This window comes from Chromobacterium phragmitis (assembly GCF_003325475.1).
GTDB lineage: Bacteria > Pseudomonadota > Gammaproteobacteria > Burkholderiales > Chromobacteriaceae > Chromobacterium > Chromobacterium phragmitis.
Genome location: NZ_CP029495.1, coordinates 687,774 through 703,366 on the forward strand (window position 1 = coordinate 687,774; position 15,593 = coordinate 703,366).

16 protein-coding genes are annotated in these 15,593 nt (G+C 65.5%); 5 read left to right on the top strand and 11 right to left on the bottom strand.

Going from position 1 to position 15,593, the window contains the following annotated elements; all coding sequences use genetic code 11:
- Positions 1 to 12: 12 nt before the first annotated feature.
- The 8 genes from xerD to DK842_RS03460 all read right to left on the bottom strand — a co-directional run bounded on the left by xerD (position 13) and on the right by DK842_RS03460 (position 7,146).
- Positions 13 to 900, bottom strand: coding sequence for a site-specific tyrosine recombinase XerD (xerD, locus tag DK842_RS03425; protein ID WP_114060104.1), 888 nt, complete (start codon positions 898 to 900; stop codon positions 13 to 15).
- Positions 887 to 1,351 carry a methylated-DNA--[protein]-cysteine S-methyltransferase gene (locus DK842_RS03430; RefSeq protein WP_114060105.1) on the bottom strand — a complete coding sequence of 155 codons (465 nt, stop codon included), beginning with the start codon at positions 1,349 to 1,351 and terminating at the stop codon, positions 887 to 889. The genes xerD and DK842_RS03430 overlap by 14 nt, the downstream gene beginning before the upstream one ends.
- Before the next feature lie 71 nt (positions 1,352 to 1,422).
- Entirely contained in the window at positions 1,423 to 1,791 is a 369-nt protein-coding gene (rplS, locus tag DK842_RS03435; RefSeq protein ID WP_011137219.1) for a 50S ribosomal protein L19, read from the bottom strand.
- Between the two features lie 3 nt (positions 1,792 to 1,794).
- Positions 1,795 to 2,562 (bottom strand): tRNA (guanosine(37)-N1)-methyltransferase TrmD, encoded by a 768-nt coding sequence (gene trmD / locus DK842_RS03440; RefSeq protein WP_114060106.1) that lies wholly within the window; start codon positions 2,560 to 2,562, stop codon positions 1,795 to 1,797.
- Entirely contained in the window at positions 2,562 to 3,071 is a 510-nt protein-coding gene (gene rimM / locus DK842_RS03445; protein WP_103902154.1) for a ribosome maturation factor RimM, read from the bottom strand. The genes trmD and rimM overlap by 1 nt, the downstream gene beginning before the upstream one ends.
- Positions 3,072 to 3,105: 34 nt before the next feature.
- A complete protein-coding gene (gene rpsP, locus DK842_RS03450) occupies positions 3,106 to 3,357 on the bottom strand; it encodes a 30S ribosomal protein S16 (RefSeq protein WP_011137222.1) in 252 nt (83 codons plus the stop codon).
- Positions 3,358 to 3,463: 106 nt separating this feature from the next.
- On the bottom strand, positions 3,464 to 6,139 hold the full coding sequence (locus DK842_RS03455) for a bifunctional acetate--CoA ligase family protein/GNAT family N-acetyltransferase (protein ID WP_114060107.1): 2,676 nt from the start codon (positions 6,137 to 6,139) through the stop codon (positions 3,464 to 3,466).
- Positions 6,136 to 7,146, bottom strand: coding sequence for a cation diffusion facilitator family transporter (locus DK842_RS03460; protein ID WP_114060108.1), 1,011 nt, complete (start codon positions 7,144 to 7,146; stop codon positions 6,136 to 6,138). Before DK842_RS03460 ends, DK842_RS03455 begins: the two co-directional genes overlap by 4 nt.
- Before the next feature lie 192 nt (positions 7,147 to 7,338).
- Between DK842_RS03460 and nadA the strand changes: the two genes are divergently transcribed.
- The 5 genes from nadA to rpoS all read left to right on the top strand — a co-directional run bounded on the left by nadA (position 7,339) and on the right by rpoS (position 11,917).
- Positions 7,339 to 8,256 (top strand): quinolinate synthase NadA, encoded by a 918-nt coding sequence (nadA, locus tag DK842_RS03465; protein WP_114060109.1) that lies wholly within the window; start codon positions 7,339 to 7,341, stop codon positions 8,254 to 8,256.
- A 115-nt stretch (positions 8,257 to 8,371) separates the two neighbouring features.
- Positions 8,372 to 9,115, top strand: coding sequence for a 5'/3'-nucleotidase SurE (gene surE / locus DK842_RS03470; RefSeq protein ID WP_114060110.1), 744 nt, complete (start codon positions 8,372 to 8,374; stop codon positions 9,113 to 9,115).
- Complete coding sequence (locus DK842_RS03475; RefSeq protein ID WP_114060111.1) at positions 9,100 to 9,768, top strand: protein-L-isoaspartate(D-aspartate) O-methyltransferase; 669 nt, start codon at positions 9,100 to 9,102, stop codon at positions 9,766 to 9,768. Before surE ends, DK842_RS03475 begins: the two co-directional genes overlap by 16 nt.
- A 149-nt stretch (positions 9,769 to 9,917) precedes the next feature.
- Entirely contained in the window at positions 9,918 to 10,913 is a 996-nt protein-coding gene (locus tag DK842_RS03480; RefSeq protein ID WP_114063586.1) for a peptidoglycan DD-metalloendopeptidase family protein, read from the top strand.
- Positions 10,914 to 10,966: 53 nt separating this feature from the next.
- A complete protein-coding gene (gene rpoS, locus DK842_RS03485) occupies positions 10,967 to 11,917 on the top strand; it encodes an RNA polymerase sigma factor RpoS (RefSeq protein WP_114060112.1) in 951 nt (316 codons plus the stop codon).
- Between the two features lie 44 nt (positions 11,918 to 11,961).
- Here the strand turns inward: rpoS and DK842_RS03490 are convergent, their stop codons facing one another.
- The 3 genes from DK842_RS03490 to DK842_RS03500 are packed head-to-tail and all read right to left on the bottom strand — an operon-like array spanning position 11,962 to position 15,564.
- A complete protein-coding gene (locus DK842_RS03490; RefSeq protein WP_114060113.1) occupies positions 11,962 to 13,860 on the bottom strand; it encodes a DUF3488 and transglutaminase-like domain-containing protein in 1,899 nt (632 codons plus the stop codon).
- A complete protein-coding gene (locus tag DK842_RS03495) occupies positions 13,857 to 14,801 on the bottom strand; it encodes a DUF58 domain-containing protein (protein WP_114060114.1) in 945 nt (314 codons plus the stop codon). Before DK842_RS03495 ends, DK842_RS03490 begins: the two co-directional genes overlap by 4 nt.
- Positions 14,785 to 15,564, bottom strand: a complete 780-nt coding sequence (locus tag DK842_RS03500; protein ID WP_114060115.1) for an AAA family ATPase — start codon at positions 15,562 to 15,564, stop codon at positions 14,785 to 14,787. The genes DK842_RS03495 and DK842_RS03500 overlap by 17 nt, the downstream gene beginning before the upstream one ends.
- Between the last annotated feature and the right edge of the window lie 29 nt (positions 15,565 to 15,593).

Consider the following 15,593-nt stretch of genomic DNA (forward strand, 5'->3'; position numbering starts at 1 on the left):
TCGTTTCCGGGCTCAGCCGCGCGGATGGTGGCGCGCGTGCAGCTTCTTCAGCCGCTCGCGCGCGACGTGGGTGTAGATCTGGGTGGTGGAGATGTCGGCATGGCCCAACAGCAACTGCACTACCCGCAGGTCCGCGCCATGATTGACCAGATGGGTGGCGAAGGCGTGGCGCAGCACGTGCGGGCTGACCTTGGCCAGGCCCTGCCGGCCAGCGTACTGGGTGATCAGATGCCAGGCCATCTGCCGCGTCATCCCGGCTTTGCGCTGGGTGACAAATACCGCGTCGCACGGCAGCCCGGCCAACAGCAATGGCCGCGCCTCCTTCAAGTAGCGCAGCAGCCAGTCCTGGGCGATCTCGCCCAGCGGCACCAGCCGCTCCTTGCTGCCCTTGCCCATGGTCTTCACCACGCCGTCCAGCAGGTTCAGCTGGTTCAGCGTCATGCCCACCAATTCCGACACCCGCAAGCCGCTGGCGTACAGCGTTTCCAGCATCGCCCGGTCGCGCAGGCCCAGCGGCGTGCCGGTGTCCGGCGCGGCCAGCAGCGCCTCCACATCCACCTCGGACAAGGACTTGGGCAGGCGCTGCCCCTGCTTGGGGCTGGCCAGCCCAGCGCTGGGGTCGTCCTTGCGCGCCCCGTTGCGCGACAAATGCTGGTAATAGCGGCGCAGGGCCGAGGTCAGGCGCGCGCGGGTGGCCGGCTTCTCGCTGGCCACGCCGGCCAGCAATGCTCTCTCCAGCTCAGCCGGAACGGCCGTTTCCAAAGCCGCTCCATCCTCTTTCAACCTGGCCGCCAGCTTGGACAAGTCGCGGCGGTAGGCTGCCAGCGTGTTCTGCGACAACCCATCCTCCAGCCACAGCTGGTCGAGGAAGGCGTCGATGCTGTCTTTAGACGAGCTCATGCCGCAACAGCCATTTCTTGATGTCCAGCGTCTCATCGCCGGTGGACTGGTTGAAGCCGCCCAGGCCAGCGCTCGCCACCACCCGGTGGCAAGGCACGATGATGGGGATGGGATTGCGGCCGCAGGCGCCGCCGACGGCGCGCGGCGATGATGACAAGTCTCGGGACAGGTCCTGATAGCGCCGCGTCTCGCCGCAGGGAATCGCCGCAATCCGCTCCCAAACCCGCAGCTGGTACGGCGTGCCGGCCAGCCGCCGCGGCACGGTGAAGACATGGCGCGGATCGGCGTAATAAGCGTCCAGCTGCCGCGCCACTTCCGCCTCCAGACTACCCGGCTCGGGAGGGCGCAACGCCGCGCCCGCCGGCAGAAATCGCAGTTCGCGCAATTCGCCGGCTTCGCAGCGCATGCCTAAGCGCCCGAACGGCGCGGCGATCACCACCCGATAGTCCATTCCCTTCCCCCAATGAAAAAAGCGCAAGGCCAAGCCTTGCGCTTTGATGATAGCGGCTGTCGCCGGCAGGATTAACCCTGCTTGCGGGCCGGCAGCTTTTCCTTGATGCGTGCGGACTTGCCGGTACGACCACGCAGGTAGTACAGCTTGGCGCGACGCACGTCGCCGCGGCGCTTCACTTCAACGGAAGCCACCAGCGGGGAGTAGGTCTGGAAGGTACGCTCAACGCCTTCGCCGGCGGACATCTTGCGCACGGTGAACGCGCTGTTCAGGCCGCGGTTACGCTTGGCGATCACAACGCCTTCGTAAGCCTGCAGACGCTCGCGGTTGCCTTCCTTTACCTTGACTTGAACCACGACGGTATCGCCCGGGGCGAATTCCGGCAGGGTCTTGCCCAGGCGTGCGATTTCTTCTTGCTCGAGTTTCTGGATCAGATCCATGTTTTACTCCGGTTTTTTGCGGATATCTTGTTCCTGCTGGTACTCCGCCAGCAGCCGAGATTCCTGTTTTGTCAAAACGCGGTCTTGCAGCAGCTCGGGGCGACGTTGCCACGTGCGCCCCAGCGACTGCTTGAGCCGCCATTTGGCGATCAGGGCATGATTACCGGACAACAGCACGTCCGGCACCCGCATGCCTCGATACTCTTCGGGTCGGGTGTAATGCGGGCAGTCCAGCAGACCGTCCACAAATGAGTCTTCGTACGCCGATTGGGCGTCGTTCAATACGCCCGGCAGCAGCCGGACCACCGCGTCGGCCAGCACCATCGCCGGCAATTCGCCGCCCGACAGCACGTAATCGCCGATCGAGATTTCCTCATCGACCTGGGTGGCGATCAGCCGCTCGTCTATGCCTTCGTAGCGGCCGCACAGCAGGATCAGGCCTTGCCGCTGCGATAGCTCCGCCGCCTTGGCGTGGCTGAGCCTGACGCCTTGCGGCGACAGGTAGACCACGTGACTGGCTTCGACGCCGGCCTCGCGCTGGCGCGCGCGCGCGGCGTCTATCGCCTGCTCCAGCGGTTCGATCTGCATCACCATGCCGGGACCGCCGCCATAAGGCCGGTCGTCCACCCGACGATAATTGTCGTGGGTGAAGTCGCGCGGATTCCAGGCTTTGAAATGCCAGAGACCCAAGTCAAGCGCCCGCTGGCTGACGCCAAAGCGGGCAATCGAATCGAACATCTCCGGGAACAGCGTCACCGCGTCGATCTGCATCAGTAATCCAGACCCCAGTCCACCAGGATGCGGCCTTCGGCCGGCACCACGTCCAGCACATACTGTTCCACGAACGGAATCAGCCGCTGCTGGCCATCGTCGCCCTTCACCACCAGCACGTCGTTGGCGCCGGTTTCGAGCAGATTGTCCACCTTGCCAAGCGTTTCGCCCTGCTGATTGACCACGGTCAGACCCATCAGGTCGTTCCAGTAGTACTCGTCATCAGCGGGAGCCGGCAGTTCGCTGCGCGGAACCGCGATCTGCGAACCGCGCAACAACTCGGCGGCATCTCTGCCTTCGACGCCTTCCAGCTTGGCGGCGAGCGCCTTGGGCTGGACTGCGCCGTTCTCAAATGTATACGGCTTCCAGCTGCCGTTCTTGCCCAGCCACCAGACCGGGTAATCGAACAGGCCGTCAGCGTATTCGGTATCGGCGTGGATTTTCACCCAGCCTTTGATACCGAAGGCGCCGCGCACAAAGCCCATTACTACGAGATCTTCGTCGCGCATGCGCCCAATTCCGTCTTGTTGTCGGATAGCCGGATTAAGCGGCTACGACTTTCTGCTCTTTCAGCAGCTTGGCAACGGAGTCGGACAGCTGTGCGCCAACGCCGACCCAGTAGTTCAGACGGTCCATGGTGAAACGGACGCGCTCTTGCTTCTCGTTGGCTACCGGGTTGTAGAAGCCAACGCGCTCGATGAAGCGACCGTCACGACGGTTGCGGGAATCGGTCACCACGATGTTGTAGAACGGACGGTTCTTGGCGCCGCCGCGGGCCAGACGAATCACTACCATTGTCGATTGTCCTTGAAAAAAACTGGATATAGAAAAGCCCACGATTTTATGGCAGATTTCCCTTATCTTGCAAGCGCTTAATGCAAGACCGTCCAGAAGCGTCCGCTTACAGCGTCTTCAGCACCAGCGTCAACGCCCTGTCCTCGGGGTGCGGCTCGACGCTAAATCCCAGTTTATGCATCAGTTTCAGCATGCCCTTGTTGCCGGCCAGCACTTCTCCGCGCATCAGTTTCAACCCCTGCTCGCGCGCCGCGTCGAACAAGGCCTGCAGCAGCAAGGTGCCGATGCCGCGTCCCTGCCAGTCGTCAGCCACCTCCAGCGCGAACTCGCAGGCCTCATTGTCCGGATCGGTGATGAAGCGCGCGACCGCCAGCATCTCCTCGCCGCCATCGCCTTCGCGCGTCATCGCCAGCGCCATCTCGCGGTCGTAGTCGAGCTGGGTGAAGCGGACCAGCATGCTTTGCGACAACTGCTTGATGCTGGAAAGGTAGCGGTTGTAGCGGCTTTCTTCCGACAGATTGCGGACGAAGGCCTGCTGCATGTCCGCGTCTTCGGGCCGAATCGGCCGTATCATCACCGGCGTGCCGTCTCGCAGCTTGGCGCACACCACCATATGTGTGGGATAAGGCATGATGGCCATGTGGCCGTAGCGCTTCTGGTCCGCGCGCGCGGGGCCGACGAAGATGCGCGCGTCCAGCGCGATCACCCCCTGCTCGTCCGCCACCAGCGGATTGATGTCCATCTCCCTCAACTGCGGCAGCTCGCACACCATTTCCGATACCTGCAGCAGCACGTGGCGCAATTCGTCCACATCCACCGGCGGCAGGTTCTTGAACGGGCCCAGCAATTGGCCGATGCGGGTCTGGCCTATCATGCTGTCCACCAAATAATCATTCAGCGGCGGCAAAGACAGCGCCAGATCGCGCATCACCTCCACCGCGATGCCGCCGGCGCCGAAGGCGATCACCGGACCGAGGCCGGCGTCGCGCGCCACGCCCACCATCAGCTCGCGCGCGAAGCGGCGCTTGCGCATCGGCTGCACCGACACGCCGTCGACGCGGGCATCCGGCCGCGCCTGGCGGGTGCGGGCGATGATGGCGTCGAAGGCGGCGCGCAGCGTCTCCTCGTTGCTGATATTGAGCTCCACGCCGCCGACGTCGGACTTGTAGATGATGTCCGGCGAGTCGATCTTCAGCACCACCGGATAGCCTATCTTGGCCGCCTGCTTGACCGCCTGGTCGGCGGTGCGGGCCAGCGTGGTCGGATTGACCGGAATATGGAAGGCCGCCAGCACCTGCTTGGATTCGCGCTCCGACAGCACGGTGCGGCCTTCGGCCAGCGCCGCGTCCAGCACCTTGCGCGCGGTGGCCACGTCCGGATCCCGGTGGCCGCTTTCCAGCGGGCCCGGCGTCTGCAGCAGCAGCTGCTGGTTATGCTGGTAGGCGGCCAGGTGGCGGAATACCTCGATGCCGTACTCCGGCGCGCGGAAGTGGGCGCACTTGGCCTTGGAGAACAATTCGCGGCTTTCCGATACCTTGGCGTCGCCCAGCCAGGACAGGAACAGCGGCTTGGACGTCTCCCGCTGCAAACCTATCATCAGCTGCGCGGTGGTCAGGTGGTCGGTGCCCGCCTGCGGCGTGAAGATCACCATCACGCCGTCGACGTTGCGGTCGTCGACGCAGGCCTTGACCGCGGTGCGAAAACGCATCGGACTGGCGTCGCCGATGATGTCCAGCGGATTGCCGCGCGACCAGTTGCGCGGCAGCACGCTGTCCAGCAGCTTGATCGTGCCCTCGCTCAGCTTAGCCAGCTCCACGCCGTAATCGATGGCGCTGTCGGCCGCCAGCATGCCGGGGCCGAAGCCGTTGGTGACGATGGCCAGCCGCTTGCCGCCCACCCTATAGTTGGCCGCCAGCACCTTGGCGGCGGTGAACAGCTGGGCGATGGAGGACACCCTGAGCACGCCGGCGCGCGCCAGCGCGGCGTCGAAGGCGTCGCCGCTGGCCACCAGATTGCTGGCGTGGGTCAAGCCGCTGGCGTCGTTTTCGAAGCGGCCGGACTTGATCACCACCACCGGTTTGGTGCGGGCGGCGGCGCGAAGCGCCGACATGAAGCGGCGCGCGTCGTGAATGTGGTGAACATGCAACAGGATGCCCTGGGTGGCGTTGTCCGCCACCAGGTAATCGAGAATCTCGCCGAAGCTGACATCCAGCGCGCCGCCCAGCGAGATCACGCTGGAAAAACCGATTTCCTTGCTATCCGCCCAGTCCAGCATCGCCGCGCACAAGGCCGACGATTCCGACACCAGCGCCAGATTGCCCGGCCGCACCTTGCCGCTGTAATTGCTGGCGTTGAAGCCAGCCACCGGCCGCATCAACCCCAACACGTTGGGCCCCAGCAGGCGGATGCCGAAATGGCGGGCGATGGACAGCGCTTCGTTGATCAGTTCCTGCTCCAGTTGCTCGCTGTCTGAAAACTCCTTGGCCAGCAATACCGCCTTGACGCCCTTCTTGCCGCAATCCTTGATCACGGCCGGCAGCGAGCGGATCGCCGTCACCACCACCGCAAGGTCCACCGGCTCCTCGATCTGCCGCACCGAGGCCACCGCCGGCATGCCGCCCACCACCTTGTGATTGAGGTTGACAGGGAACAGCTTGCCCTGGAAGGAACTGGCCAGCAGATTGGCGAACACCGCCTGGCCGATCGAGCCCGGCCGGTCGCTGGCGCCGACCACGGCCACAGTGCGCGGGGAGAACAGCGGGGTCAGGTAATGCGGCCTCATGGATGCTTATCCTCGGAAATGATGTCTATTGGTACCGGCTTGCCGGCGGGCGCGGACGCCGGCCATTCCGCCTGCAAGGTTACGTGATCTATGCAAAATTCGCGCGACAGCATCAGCTGGCAGGCGGCCAGGATGCGCGGCCAGTCCTGCGGCGCGGCGATCCGCAAATGCGCCGACAGCGCCGCCCGCTCGGCCGACATCGTCCACACGTGCAGGTCATGCACCGAGCTGACGCCGGCGATGCCGGACAAGGCTTCGCCTATGCGGTTGTAGTCCAGATGCGGCGGCACCGCCTCCATCAGCACCCACACCGCCTGGCGCACCAGCCTCCAAGCCGCGGCCAGCAGCAGCATGGATACCAGGATGGACAACAGCGGATCCACCGCCATCCAGCCAGTGAGCCAGATCACCGCGCCGGACGCGATGGCCGCCACCGAGCCGAACAGATCGCCCAGCACATGCCACAGCGCCGCCCGGCTGTTCAGCGAATGCGCGCCCCGGCTGAGCACCCAGGCCGCCGCCACGTTGACGACCAGGCCGATCGCGGCGATCAGCAGCACGCCGCCTCCGTTCACCGGATGCGGCAGCAGCAGCCGCGCCGCCGCCTCGTACACGATGAAGGCGGACAGGCCGAACAGCAGCACGCTGTTCAACAGCGCGCCCAACACCTCCGCCCGGCCATGGCCGAAAGACAGCCGGTCGGTGGCCGGCCGGCTGCCGATGCGCGCGGCCCACAGCGCCATCAGCAAAGACAGCGAATCGATCAGCATGTGGCCGGCGTCGGACAACAAGGCCAGCGAGCCGCTCCACCAGCCGCCCACGGCCTCCACCAGCGCGAAACCGCAAGTCAGCGCCAACACCTGGGCCAGCGCGCGGCTGCTCAGCCGCCTGCCGTCCCCACCCTCCGGACCGCCATGGCGGTGAAGATGGAGATGGTTGGCATCGTGATCATCGTCATGGGCATGATCCACGCCGACTTCATCATGCAGATGGAAACTGGGCGTCATTTTGACCTCCGACAAACTGACTACAGATGCGTTTCAGCCACGGCCGCCTGCAAAAATCAGCCATAGCCATACCCAGCCAGTGGCGCAGGCTTTACAATATTGCTAACCTTTACAGTTTCGCAACAAACGTTTATTGCGCCGCAGCATGCAACCGGCCGGGCTAGCACCCGGCCAGGCAGGAGCCGACACACCATGACGAAACGCGTCGTCACCCTCGCTCATTATTACACCCAGCCGGAAATCCAGCAGATGGCCGACAAGGTGGGAGACAGCCTGGAGCTGTCGCTGTACGCCAAGGAAGCCCAGGCCGACATCATCGTGTTCGCCGGCGTGCGCTTCATGGCCGAGACCGCGAAGATCCTCAACCCGGAAGCCACGGTCATCCTGCCCGACGCAGGCTCCACTTGCTCGCTGGTCACCCAGACCGACGTCGCCGAGCTGGCCCTGTGGCGCAAGCGCTACCCGGACCACGTCCACGTGTCCTACATCAACTCCAGCGCCGAGCACAAAGCCGTCTCCGACTGGATCGTCACCAGCCGCAACGTCGACGACATCATCGCCCACCTGTACGCCGAGGGTAAGAAGGTGATCTTCTCGCCCGACCGCAATATGGGCGGCTACCTCAACGACCTGTACGGCTACGACATGCCCTTGTGGTCCGCCGTGTGCGAAGTCCACGACAAATTCAACGAGGCGGCGCTGGCCGAAGCCTTCGAGGCGGTGCCCGGCGCCAAATTCCTGATCGCCCACCCGGAAAGCCCGCTGCCGGTGCTGAAGAAGGCCGACTACGTCGGCTCCACCTCCGGCATGCTGAACTGGGTCAAGGCCTATCAGGGCGACGCCAAGGCGGTGATCTTCGTCGCCACCGAGGACGGCATCCTCTACAACATGGGCTTGGCCCGCCCCGACCTCGACCTGCGCCAGGCGCCGATCTACGCCGGCTGCCAGTGCAACTCCTGTCCTTACATGAAGATGAATACCATCGAGGCGGTGAAGCGCGCGCAACAGGGCGAGGGCCTGGCCATCGACTACCTGACGCCCGAGCAAATGGACGCCGCGCGCGTGCCCATTGAGCGCATGCTGGAGTTCAGCAAACGCTACTACGCCTGACCCAGGCCGAAAAACCCGCCCACAGCGGGTTTTTTTACGGTCCCCGCGCCCGCTGCGCGCTATCCTCCGTCATGCTGGCGGCGCTACAATCGGGCGATACACACGGAAAGACAGTATGAAGTTTCTGCTCAGCAACGACGACGGTTATTTCGCGCCGGGCCTGGCCATGCTGGCCCAAACCCTGCGGCGCTACGGCGAAGTGGCGGTGGTCGCGCCCGAGCGCGACCGCAGCGGCGCCAGCAACTCGCTGACGCTGGACCGCCCGCTGACGGTGCGCAAGGCCGCCAACGGCTTCCACTACGTCAACGGCACGCCCACCGACTGCGTCCACCTCGCGGTCACCGGTTTCCTCGACTTCAAGCCGGACATGATCTTCACCGGCATCAACCACGGCCCCAATATGGGCGACGACACGCTGTATTCCGGCACCGTGGCCGCCGCCACCGAGGGCTTCATGCTGGGCATCCCCTCCATCGCCGTCTCGATGGCAGGCCACAGCGGCAAGCATTTCGCCAGCGCCGGCAAGGTGGTTGAGCAACTGGTGGAGCGCTGCCAGGCCGATCCGTTCCAGCAGCCGGTGCTGCTCAACGTCAACGTGCCGGATGTCCCGCCGGACGAGCTGGGCCCCCTCCAGGTGACCAGATTGGGACGCCGCCATTGCGCGCAACCGGTGATCAAATCTCAGAATCCCCGCGGCGAGACGATATACTGGGTAGGACCGGTCGGCGCGGTGCAGGATGCCGGCGCCGGCACCGACTTCGGCTGCGTCGCGGCTAAGCAGGTGTCCGTCACGCCGCTGATGCTGGATCTGACCGCCTACGGGCAATTGGACAGGATTTCCACATGGCTGCACCGCTGACCCCGAACGCACACGCCTACGGCATGTTGTCCGAGCGCACGCGCCGCCGCATGAGCGATCGGTTGCGCCAGCACGGCATAGGAGATGAACGCGTGCTGTCCGCGATGCACGAGGTGCCGCGCCATCTGTTCGTCGACCAGGCGCTGGCCACCCGAGCTTACGACGACGTGTCGCTGCCCATCGGCCACGGCCAAACCATCTCGCAGCCGCTGACCGTGGCGCGGATGACGGAGCTGCTGATCCAGGGCCGGCAACCCGGCAAGATTCTCGAAGTGGGCACCGGCTGCGGCTACCAGACCGCGGTGCTGCTGAAAACCGGCGCCGAGGTGTACTCGATTGAACGACTGGGCGCGATTCTGGACCAAGCAAGACGCAACCTGCGCGCCGCCAAGCTGGTCCACGCCCGGTTGGTCCATGGCGATGGCAACGCCGGCCTGCCCGAGGCCGCGCCGTTCGACGGCATCATCATCACCGCGGCCGCGCGCGCGGTGCCCGCGCCGCTGGTGGACCAACTGGCCGACGGCGGTCGCATGGTGTTGCCGCTGGGCGAGAACGAGCAGCATTTGTGGCTGCTGGAGAAAACCGCCCAGGGTTTGCAGAAGACTCGGCTGGACCCGGTCAAGTTCGTCCCTTTGCTTAACGGACGCGGTTAAAACTGCAAAAACGCAACACTTGAGCTGTCAGACAATCAAGCAAAACTCTTATTCAACATTTGAACAAAAAAAACATGCTAAAAATGCATTGCAGGTATGCGCATATATTAGTCGCCGCTGCGCTGGCCGGTTTGGCCGGCTGCAGCAGCATGGTGCAACAGGCCGCGCCGGTGGAAAGCGCCCAGGCAGCCAGGCTTCCGGCGGCGGCTCCGGCCAAGGCGGAAACGCCTTCGGCACAGCACGATGCCTCGGTGGCGACGCCATACCAGGAGCCGGGCAGTCTGAAAGTCCAGCCGGTGGCCGGTGACGCGGCGCCGGAAAACGGCAACACTTACGTGGTGAAGCCCGGAGACAACCTGTTCCGGATTTCGCTGAACCACGGCTTGAAATACAAGGATGTGGCCGCTTGGAACAATCTGCCCGACAACAGCATCAAGGTCGGCCAGGTGCTGCGGTTGTCGCCACCGAACGGCGGCGCGTCGAACGCGGCCACCCCGCAAGCCTCGGCCGCGCCGGTAGTGGCCGCGACGACGGCCGGCGACACCGGCGGCGGAGCGGTGAAGGCTTACCCGAAAGCGCTGAAGCTGCCGTACAGCAGCGAAGCGGTGAAGAATCTGCCGGCCCAGAGCGAGGGGCGCGCGGCCAACAACAATAACGCTCAGGCATCCTCTCCCGCACCAATCGCGCCGCCGGTCAAAAAGCCGGAAGCCAGCGCCGCGACGCAGGCCCCCTCGCCCGCCAAGGAGGCCAGCGCCCCCAGCGCCAAGCAGGAGGAGGATGCCGTAGCCTGGTCCTGGCCCACCGAGGGCAAGATGACCAAGGGCTTTTCCGATAGCAACAAGGGCATCGAGATCAATGGCCGCATGGGCCAGCCGGTGCTCGCCGCCGGAGACGGCAAAGTGGTGTACAGCGGCGCCGGATTGAGGGGCTACGGCAAGCTGATCATCATCAAACATAACAAGACCTTCCTGTCCGCATACGCGCACAACAGCCAGTTGCTGGTCAAGGAAGGACAGTCTGTCAAGAAAGGGCAGAAGATTGCCGAGATGGGCAATTCCGATGCCGACCAAGTCAAACTGCATTTCGAGATCCGCCGCTACGGCAAGCCGGTGGACCCGATGCAGTACCTTGAACACAAGTCCTGACCGGGGATGCTCCGCCACCCCCGCCGGGACAAGACAGCGACGGGGGTAGAGAGATGAGCAACGAAATAGACATCCTGGACGAGGATGACATTCTCGACGAAGACAACGGCGAAGAAGCTTCCGCCGAGGCCGAAGCCGAGGAAAGCAACGACAGCACCTCGGTCTTCGAAGACGTGGTCGCCGACGTCACCCAGATTTATCTGAACGACATCGGCAACAACGCGCTCTTGACGCCGCAGGAGGAACTGGCTCTCGCCAGGCGGGTGGTGGCCGGCGAGTTCGAAGCCCGCCAGAAGATGATCGAGCACAACCTTCGGCTGGTGGTGAACATCGCCAAACACTACATCAACCGCGGTCTGGCCCTGCTCGATCTGATCGAAGAGGGCAATATCGGCCTGATGCACGCGCTGGAAAAGTTCGACCCGGAGCGCGGCTTCCGCTTCTCCACCTATGCCACCTGGTGGATACGCCAGAGCATCGAGCGGGCGATCATGAACCAGTCGCGCACCATTCGGCTGCCGGTTCACGTGATCAAGGAGTTGAACGTGTATCTGCGGGCCTCGCGCCATCTGGAAAGCCAGATCGGCCGCGAGCCCAGCGTCGAGGAGATCGCCCATCTGGTCGGCAAGCCGGTGGACGACGTGCGCAAGGTGCTGAACCTGAACGAACGCATGGCCTCGCTGGACGCGCCGCTGGACATCGATCCGATGCTGTCCATCGGCGAGTCCATCCCGGACGAGCAGCACGAGGAGCCGGAACTGCAGCTGCACAACAGCCAGCTTGAAACCTTCGTCCACGACTGGCTGAGCCAGTTGAACGAGAAGCAGCGACTGGTAATCGAGCGGCGCTACGGCCTCAACGGCTACGAAATCTGTACGCTGGAAGAGCTGGCAGCCTCCCTGAGCCTAACCCGCGAGCGGGTGCGCCAGATCCAGATCGAGGGTCTGGAACAACTGCGCCGCATCCTGCGCCGCAAGGGCATTTCGCGCGATTTCCTGCTCTGACGCCGCGAAAGCGCCCGCCATCGGCCCGGCCTCGCCGGGCTTTGTCATTTCCAGCGCCGCGCCCGCCTCTGCCAGCGCTTGGCGCCAGCCTCATCCTCGCCGCTTCGCCGATAGCGCAGCGCCACGTACTCCTCCACCAACGCCCTCAATCGGCGATAATCCGACCGCGGCAAGCTCCGCGACGCCCTCAGCAACTCCAATGGCCCCTGCGCCGCGGACACCTCTATGCCTCGCCGCGCCAAGCGCCTCCGCAACAACGCCCATCCCGCGGGCAAGGGCTCGCCCGCTGCCCGCCGGCGCCACCACCAGGCCAGCGGCGCCATGGCCAAGGCCAGGCCGACGGCGAAGGCGCGCAGCACGCTGCCGCCGTCCACTCGCTCGCCCAGCCCCAGCCGCCGGAACAGGCCGCGCTGCCGTTCCGCGTCATAGCCCACCACCCACTGCTGCCAGACGAAACTGGCCGCCTGCCACTGCTGCCGCGCCCGCCTAAGCCATTGCGGCGGCAAAGTCGCTGCGACGCCGCTTTCCGCCCTCAATGCAGGCAACGCCTGCTCCGCTCCGCGCTCCACCCTTCCCGGGGCGACTGCGGCGGTAGGATCCACGCGCCGCCATTCGCCATCCAGCCACAGCTCGGTCCAAGCATGGGCGTCGGAGGAACGCACCAGCCAGAATCGCCCCGCCGGATTGTACTCTCCGCCAAGGTAGCCGACCGCCACCCGCGCAGGAATGCCCGCAGCCCGGGCCAGGAAAGCGAAAGCCGACGCGTAATGCTCGCAGAAACCCTGCCGACTGCCGAACAGGAAACCATCTATCGCCTGCCCATCCAGACGCGGCGGCGCCAGGGTATAGAGAAAACCGCCCCGACTCAGGAAGTCGAGCGCCGCGCTCGGAAAGTCCTGCGCGCCGCCTGCCGCCAGCCGCAAGGCTAACTGCCGGCTCCTGGAGTTTCCGGGCGGCAGGCGAAGGTAGAATGCCTTCCGCTCCGGCGTCAGCTCCGCCGGAAAAGTCGCCGCCAAGCGGCTCTCCAGCGCGTAACGGGCCAGCTCCTCGCCGCGGCGATCCTGCCGCAGCAAGCCGCCATCCTCCAGATGGCTGCCATCTCCCGCCCGCAGCGCCCGCTCCAGCACCGGCACGCGCCCCCTTTCCGGATTGAGCGTCAGTTGGTAGCGCAGCGCCCTGCCTTTTCCCTCCCCGGCGCGCTCGCCCCGTTGCCCGTCAAACCCTTGCCAGCGCCGGCCATCGAAGCTGTCCAACAACATCACCCGCCAGTACAACTGATCCTGCCTCGGCGGCTGTCCATCGAAAACGACTGAAAAAGCCGGCGCCCGATTCAGAATCAGGCGGCTGATGCTGCCTGGCTCCATCTCGTCGCCAAGGCCACTGGCGGACAGCCGGGACTCGCTGGGCATGCTCCACAGCGGCTGCGACAGGCGCGGCATCGCCACGAACAGCGCCAGCATCAGCGGCAGCGACAACGCCAGCGCCAGTCCCGCCTGCCGCCAACTGCCGCGCGGCGGCTCGCCGGCCAGACGAGCGGCGGCCCAAGTCAGCGACAGCAGCGACAACGCTAGCCAAACCGCCATCAGCGGCGACTGGTCGAACAACAGCGGCATCGCCGCCAGGAAGAAACCCAGGGCCAGCAGCACCCGCCAGTCGCGCAGCGAGCGGGTTTCGAAGGCTTTGAAGGCGATCAGCGCGGTCAACAACGCGACGCCGCCCTCGCGCCCGACCAGGGTCCCCAGACTCAGCCACAGCCCTGTCGCAGCCAGCGGCAGCGCCGGAAGCAATAGCCAGCGCGGCGGCAGGCGCCGCGATGCCCCACGCAGCAAAAGAGCCAGCGCGCAAACCGCCATCAGCCACGGCGGCAAATGCCAAACCAGCGGCGACATCGTCCACAGCAAGGCCAGCAGCACCGGCCACCCCTGAGCCTCGATTTCGTTCACTTCCGGCTCCCGAACAAGGCCAGCGCGCCCAGCGCCAGCTCCCGCTGCCGCGGTTGCGGGCCGATTTCGCCGTCGGGCAGGCACAAGCGATAGCGCAGGCGCCGCCGCTCGCACTGCTCCACCCGCCAAACCAGCCGCGATAGCCGGCGCTCCGCGCCGGTCTCGCCGTCATAATCATCCCAGCCCAGCCGCAGCAGCCCTTCGCCGGCCTCCGCGGAAAAGCGCTTGCTGGCCAGCGCGTCGCGGCGGGCCAGCACTTTCCAGGCGATCTGCCGCGGCGCGTCGCCAATGCGATAAAGATCAAGATGGGAAAAGTCCTCGTCGCCCCCGCGCTCGCCGCCGCCTCGCCCAGGCTCCGCGTCCCTGCGTCCCCTAGCCGTGTCGGGCAAGGGCGCAGGGTAGACCAGCACCCGGGCCCGCAACTTCAACACCGCCCAGGCCCGCACCAGGCCGAACGGCGCGTCGCTTTCCAGCACGCAGGCCGGCAACGGCAGCCAGCCCCGCCTCGCGGCGGTCAATGCCAGCGCCAGACGCGCCTCGCCGACCGCTTCCAGCGCCCCCTCGACACGATCGCCCCCCGCTGTCGACACCCCCACCCGCCGTCCCGCCGGCGATGGATTCTCCAGCCGCAGGAAAAACCGCGCGTCCTCTCCGGCGAACACCGCCGCGCCTCCCTCGGCGCTGACCCGCAAGCCAGCCAGCTGGCGGTAGGCCATCAGCACCGCGACCAGCAGCAGGCCGGCGATCCAGAATGCCAGCGCGTAAGCCAGGCTGACTTGGTAATTGAGCGCGCCCAGCCACACCGCGAGCGCCGCCGCGATCAGCAGCAAGCCGAAGCGGGTTGGCAGCAGATAGATGCGCCGCTGCGACAGCTCGCAAACATCCTCCAGCGGCAGCCTCGACCACCACCAGCGCCGCAGCCGCTCACGGAATGGCCACATGGGAAAGCAATCTGTCCAGTTCCTGCTCCACCGGCGCGCCGGTGGCGGATTGCAGCCGATGCGCCGCCACCGGCAGGAAAATCGCCTTGACGTCTTCCGGCAGCAGATAGTCGCGGCCGGCCAGCAACGCCCAGCCGCGCGCGGCCGCCGCCAGCGCCAGCAGCGTCTCCGGCGCCATCACCGGCCGCAACCGCGCCAGCATGGCCCGCCGGTCCTCCCCCATCAGCAACGCGCGCTCCGCCTCGCGCGGCGGGTAGCCCAGGGAGATGCGCATCAGAAAGCGGTCCAACTGCGACTCCGGCAAGGGGAAGGTGCCCATTTGCTCGCCCGGATTCTGAGTGGCGACCACGAAGAAAGGCGCCGGCAGCGGATGGGTCTGGCCGTCGATCGACGCCTGCCTTTCCTCCATCGCCTCCAGCAAAGCCGACTGCACCTTGGGCGAGGCGCGGTTGATTTCATCGGCCAGCAGCAACTGGGCGAACACCGGCCCCTTGTGCAGCTCGAAACGGCTGCTGTCGCGCTGGTAAATGCTGACGCCCAGGATATCGGCCGGCAGCAGGTCGCTGGTGAATTGCACCCGCCGGTAATCCAGCCCCAATGATGCGGCCAGCCCGTGGGCCAGCGTGGTCTTGCCGACCCCGGGCACATCGTCGATCAACAAGTGGCCGCGCGCGATCAGGCAGGCCAGAGCCAGCCGGATGGCCTGCGGTTTGCCCAGAATCAAGGTATTCAATTGCCGATAGGCAAGGGAGAGTGATTGCATTTGACCCCGCTTGCGCGCAGTATTTATCA

Coding starts and splice junctions, on each gene's coding strand:
- rplS (WP_011137219.1), bottom strand. CDS start 1,791: ATGGATCTGATCCAGAAACTCGAGCAAGAAGAAATCGCACGCCTGGGC.
- DK842_RS03495 (WP_114060114.1), bottom strand. CDS start 14,801: ATGTGGCCATTCCGTGAGCGGCTGCGGCGCTGGTGGTGGTCGAGGCTG.
- DK842_RS03500 (WP_114060115.1), bottom strand. CDS start 15,564: ATGCAATCACTCTCCCTTGCCTATCGGCAATTGAATACCTTGATTCTG.
- DK842_RS03455 (WP_114060107.1), bottom strand. CDS start 6,139: ATGAGGCCGCATTACCTGACCCCGCTGTTCTCCCCGCGCACTGTGGCC.
- nadA (WP_114060109.1), top strand. CDS start 7,339: ATGACGAAACGCGTCGTCACCCTCGCTCATTATTACACCCAGCCGGAA.
- DK842_RS03475 (WP_114060111.1), top strand. CDS start 9,100: ATGGCTGCACCGCTGACCCCGAACGCACACGCCTACGGCATGTTGTCC.
- xerD (WP_114060104.1), bottom strand. CDS start 900: ATGAGCTCGTCTAAAGACAGCATCGACGCCTTCCTCGACCAGCTGTGG.
- rpoS (WP_114060112.1), top strand. CDS start 10,967: ATGAGCAACGAAATAGACATCCTGGACGAGGATGACATTCTCGACGAA.
- rpsP (WP_011137222.1), bottom strand. CDS start 3,357: ATGGTAGTGATTCGTCTGGCCCGCGGCGGCGCCAAGAACCGTCCGTTC.
- DK842_RS03460 (WP_114060108.1), bottom strand. CDS start 7,146: ATGACGCCCAGTTTCCATCTGCATGATGAAGTCGGCGTGGATCATGCC.
- DK842_RS03430 (WP_114060105.1), bottom strand. CDS start 1,351: ATGGACTATCGGGTGGTGATCGCCGCGCCGTTCGGGCGCTTAGGCATG.
- DK842_RS03480 (WP_114063586.1), top strand. CDS start 9,918: ATGGTGCAACAGGCCGCGCCGGTGGAAAGCGCCCAGGCAGCCAGGCTT.
- rimM (WP_103902154.1), bottom strand. CDS start 3,071: ATGCGCGACGAAGATCTCGTAGTAATGGGCTTTGTGCGCGGCGCCTTC.
- surE (WP_114060110.1), top strand. CDS start 8,372: ATGAAGTTTCTGCTCAGCAACGACGACGGTTATTTCGCGCCGGGCCTG.
- trmD (WP_114060106.1), bottom strand. CDS start 2,562: ATGCAGATCGACGCGGTGACGCTGTTCCCGGAGATGTTCGATTCGATT.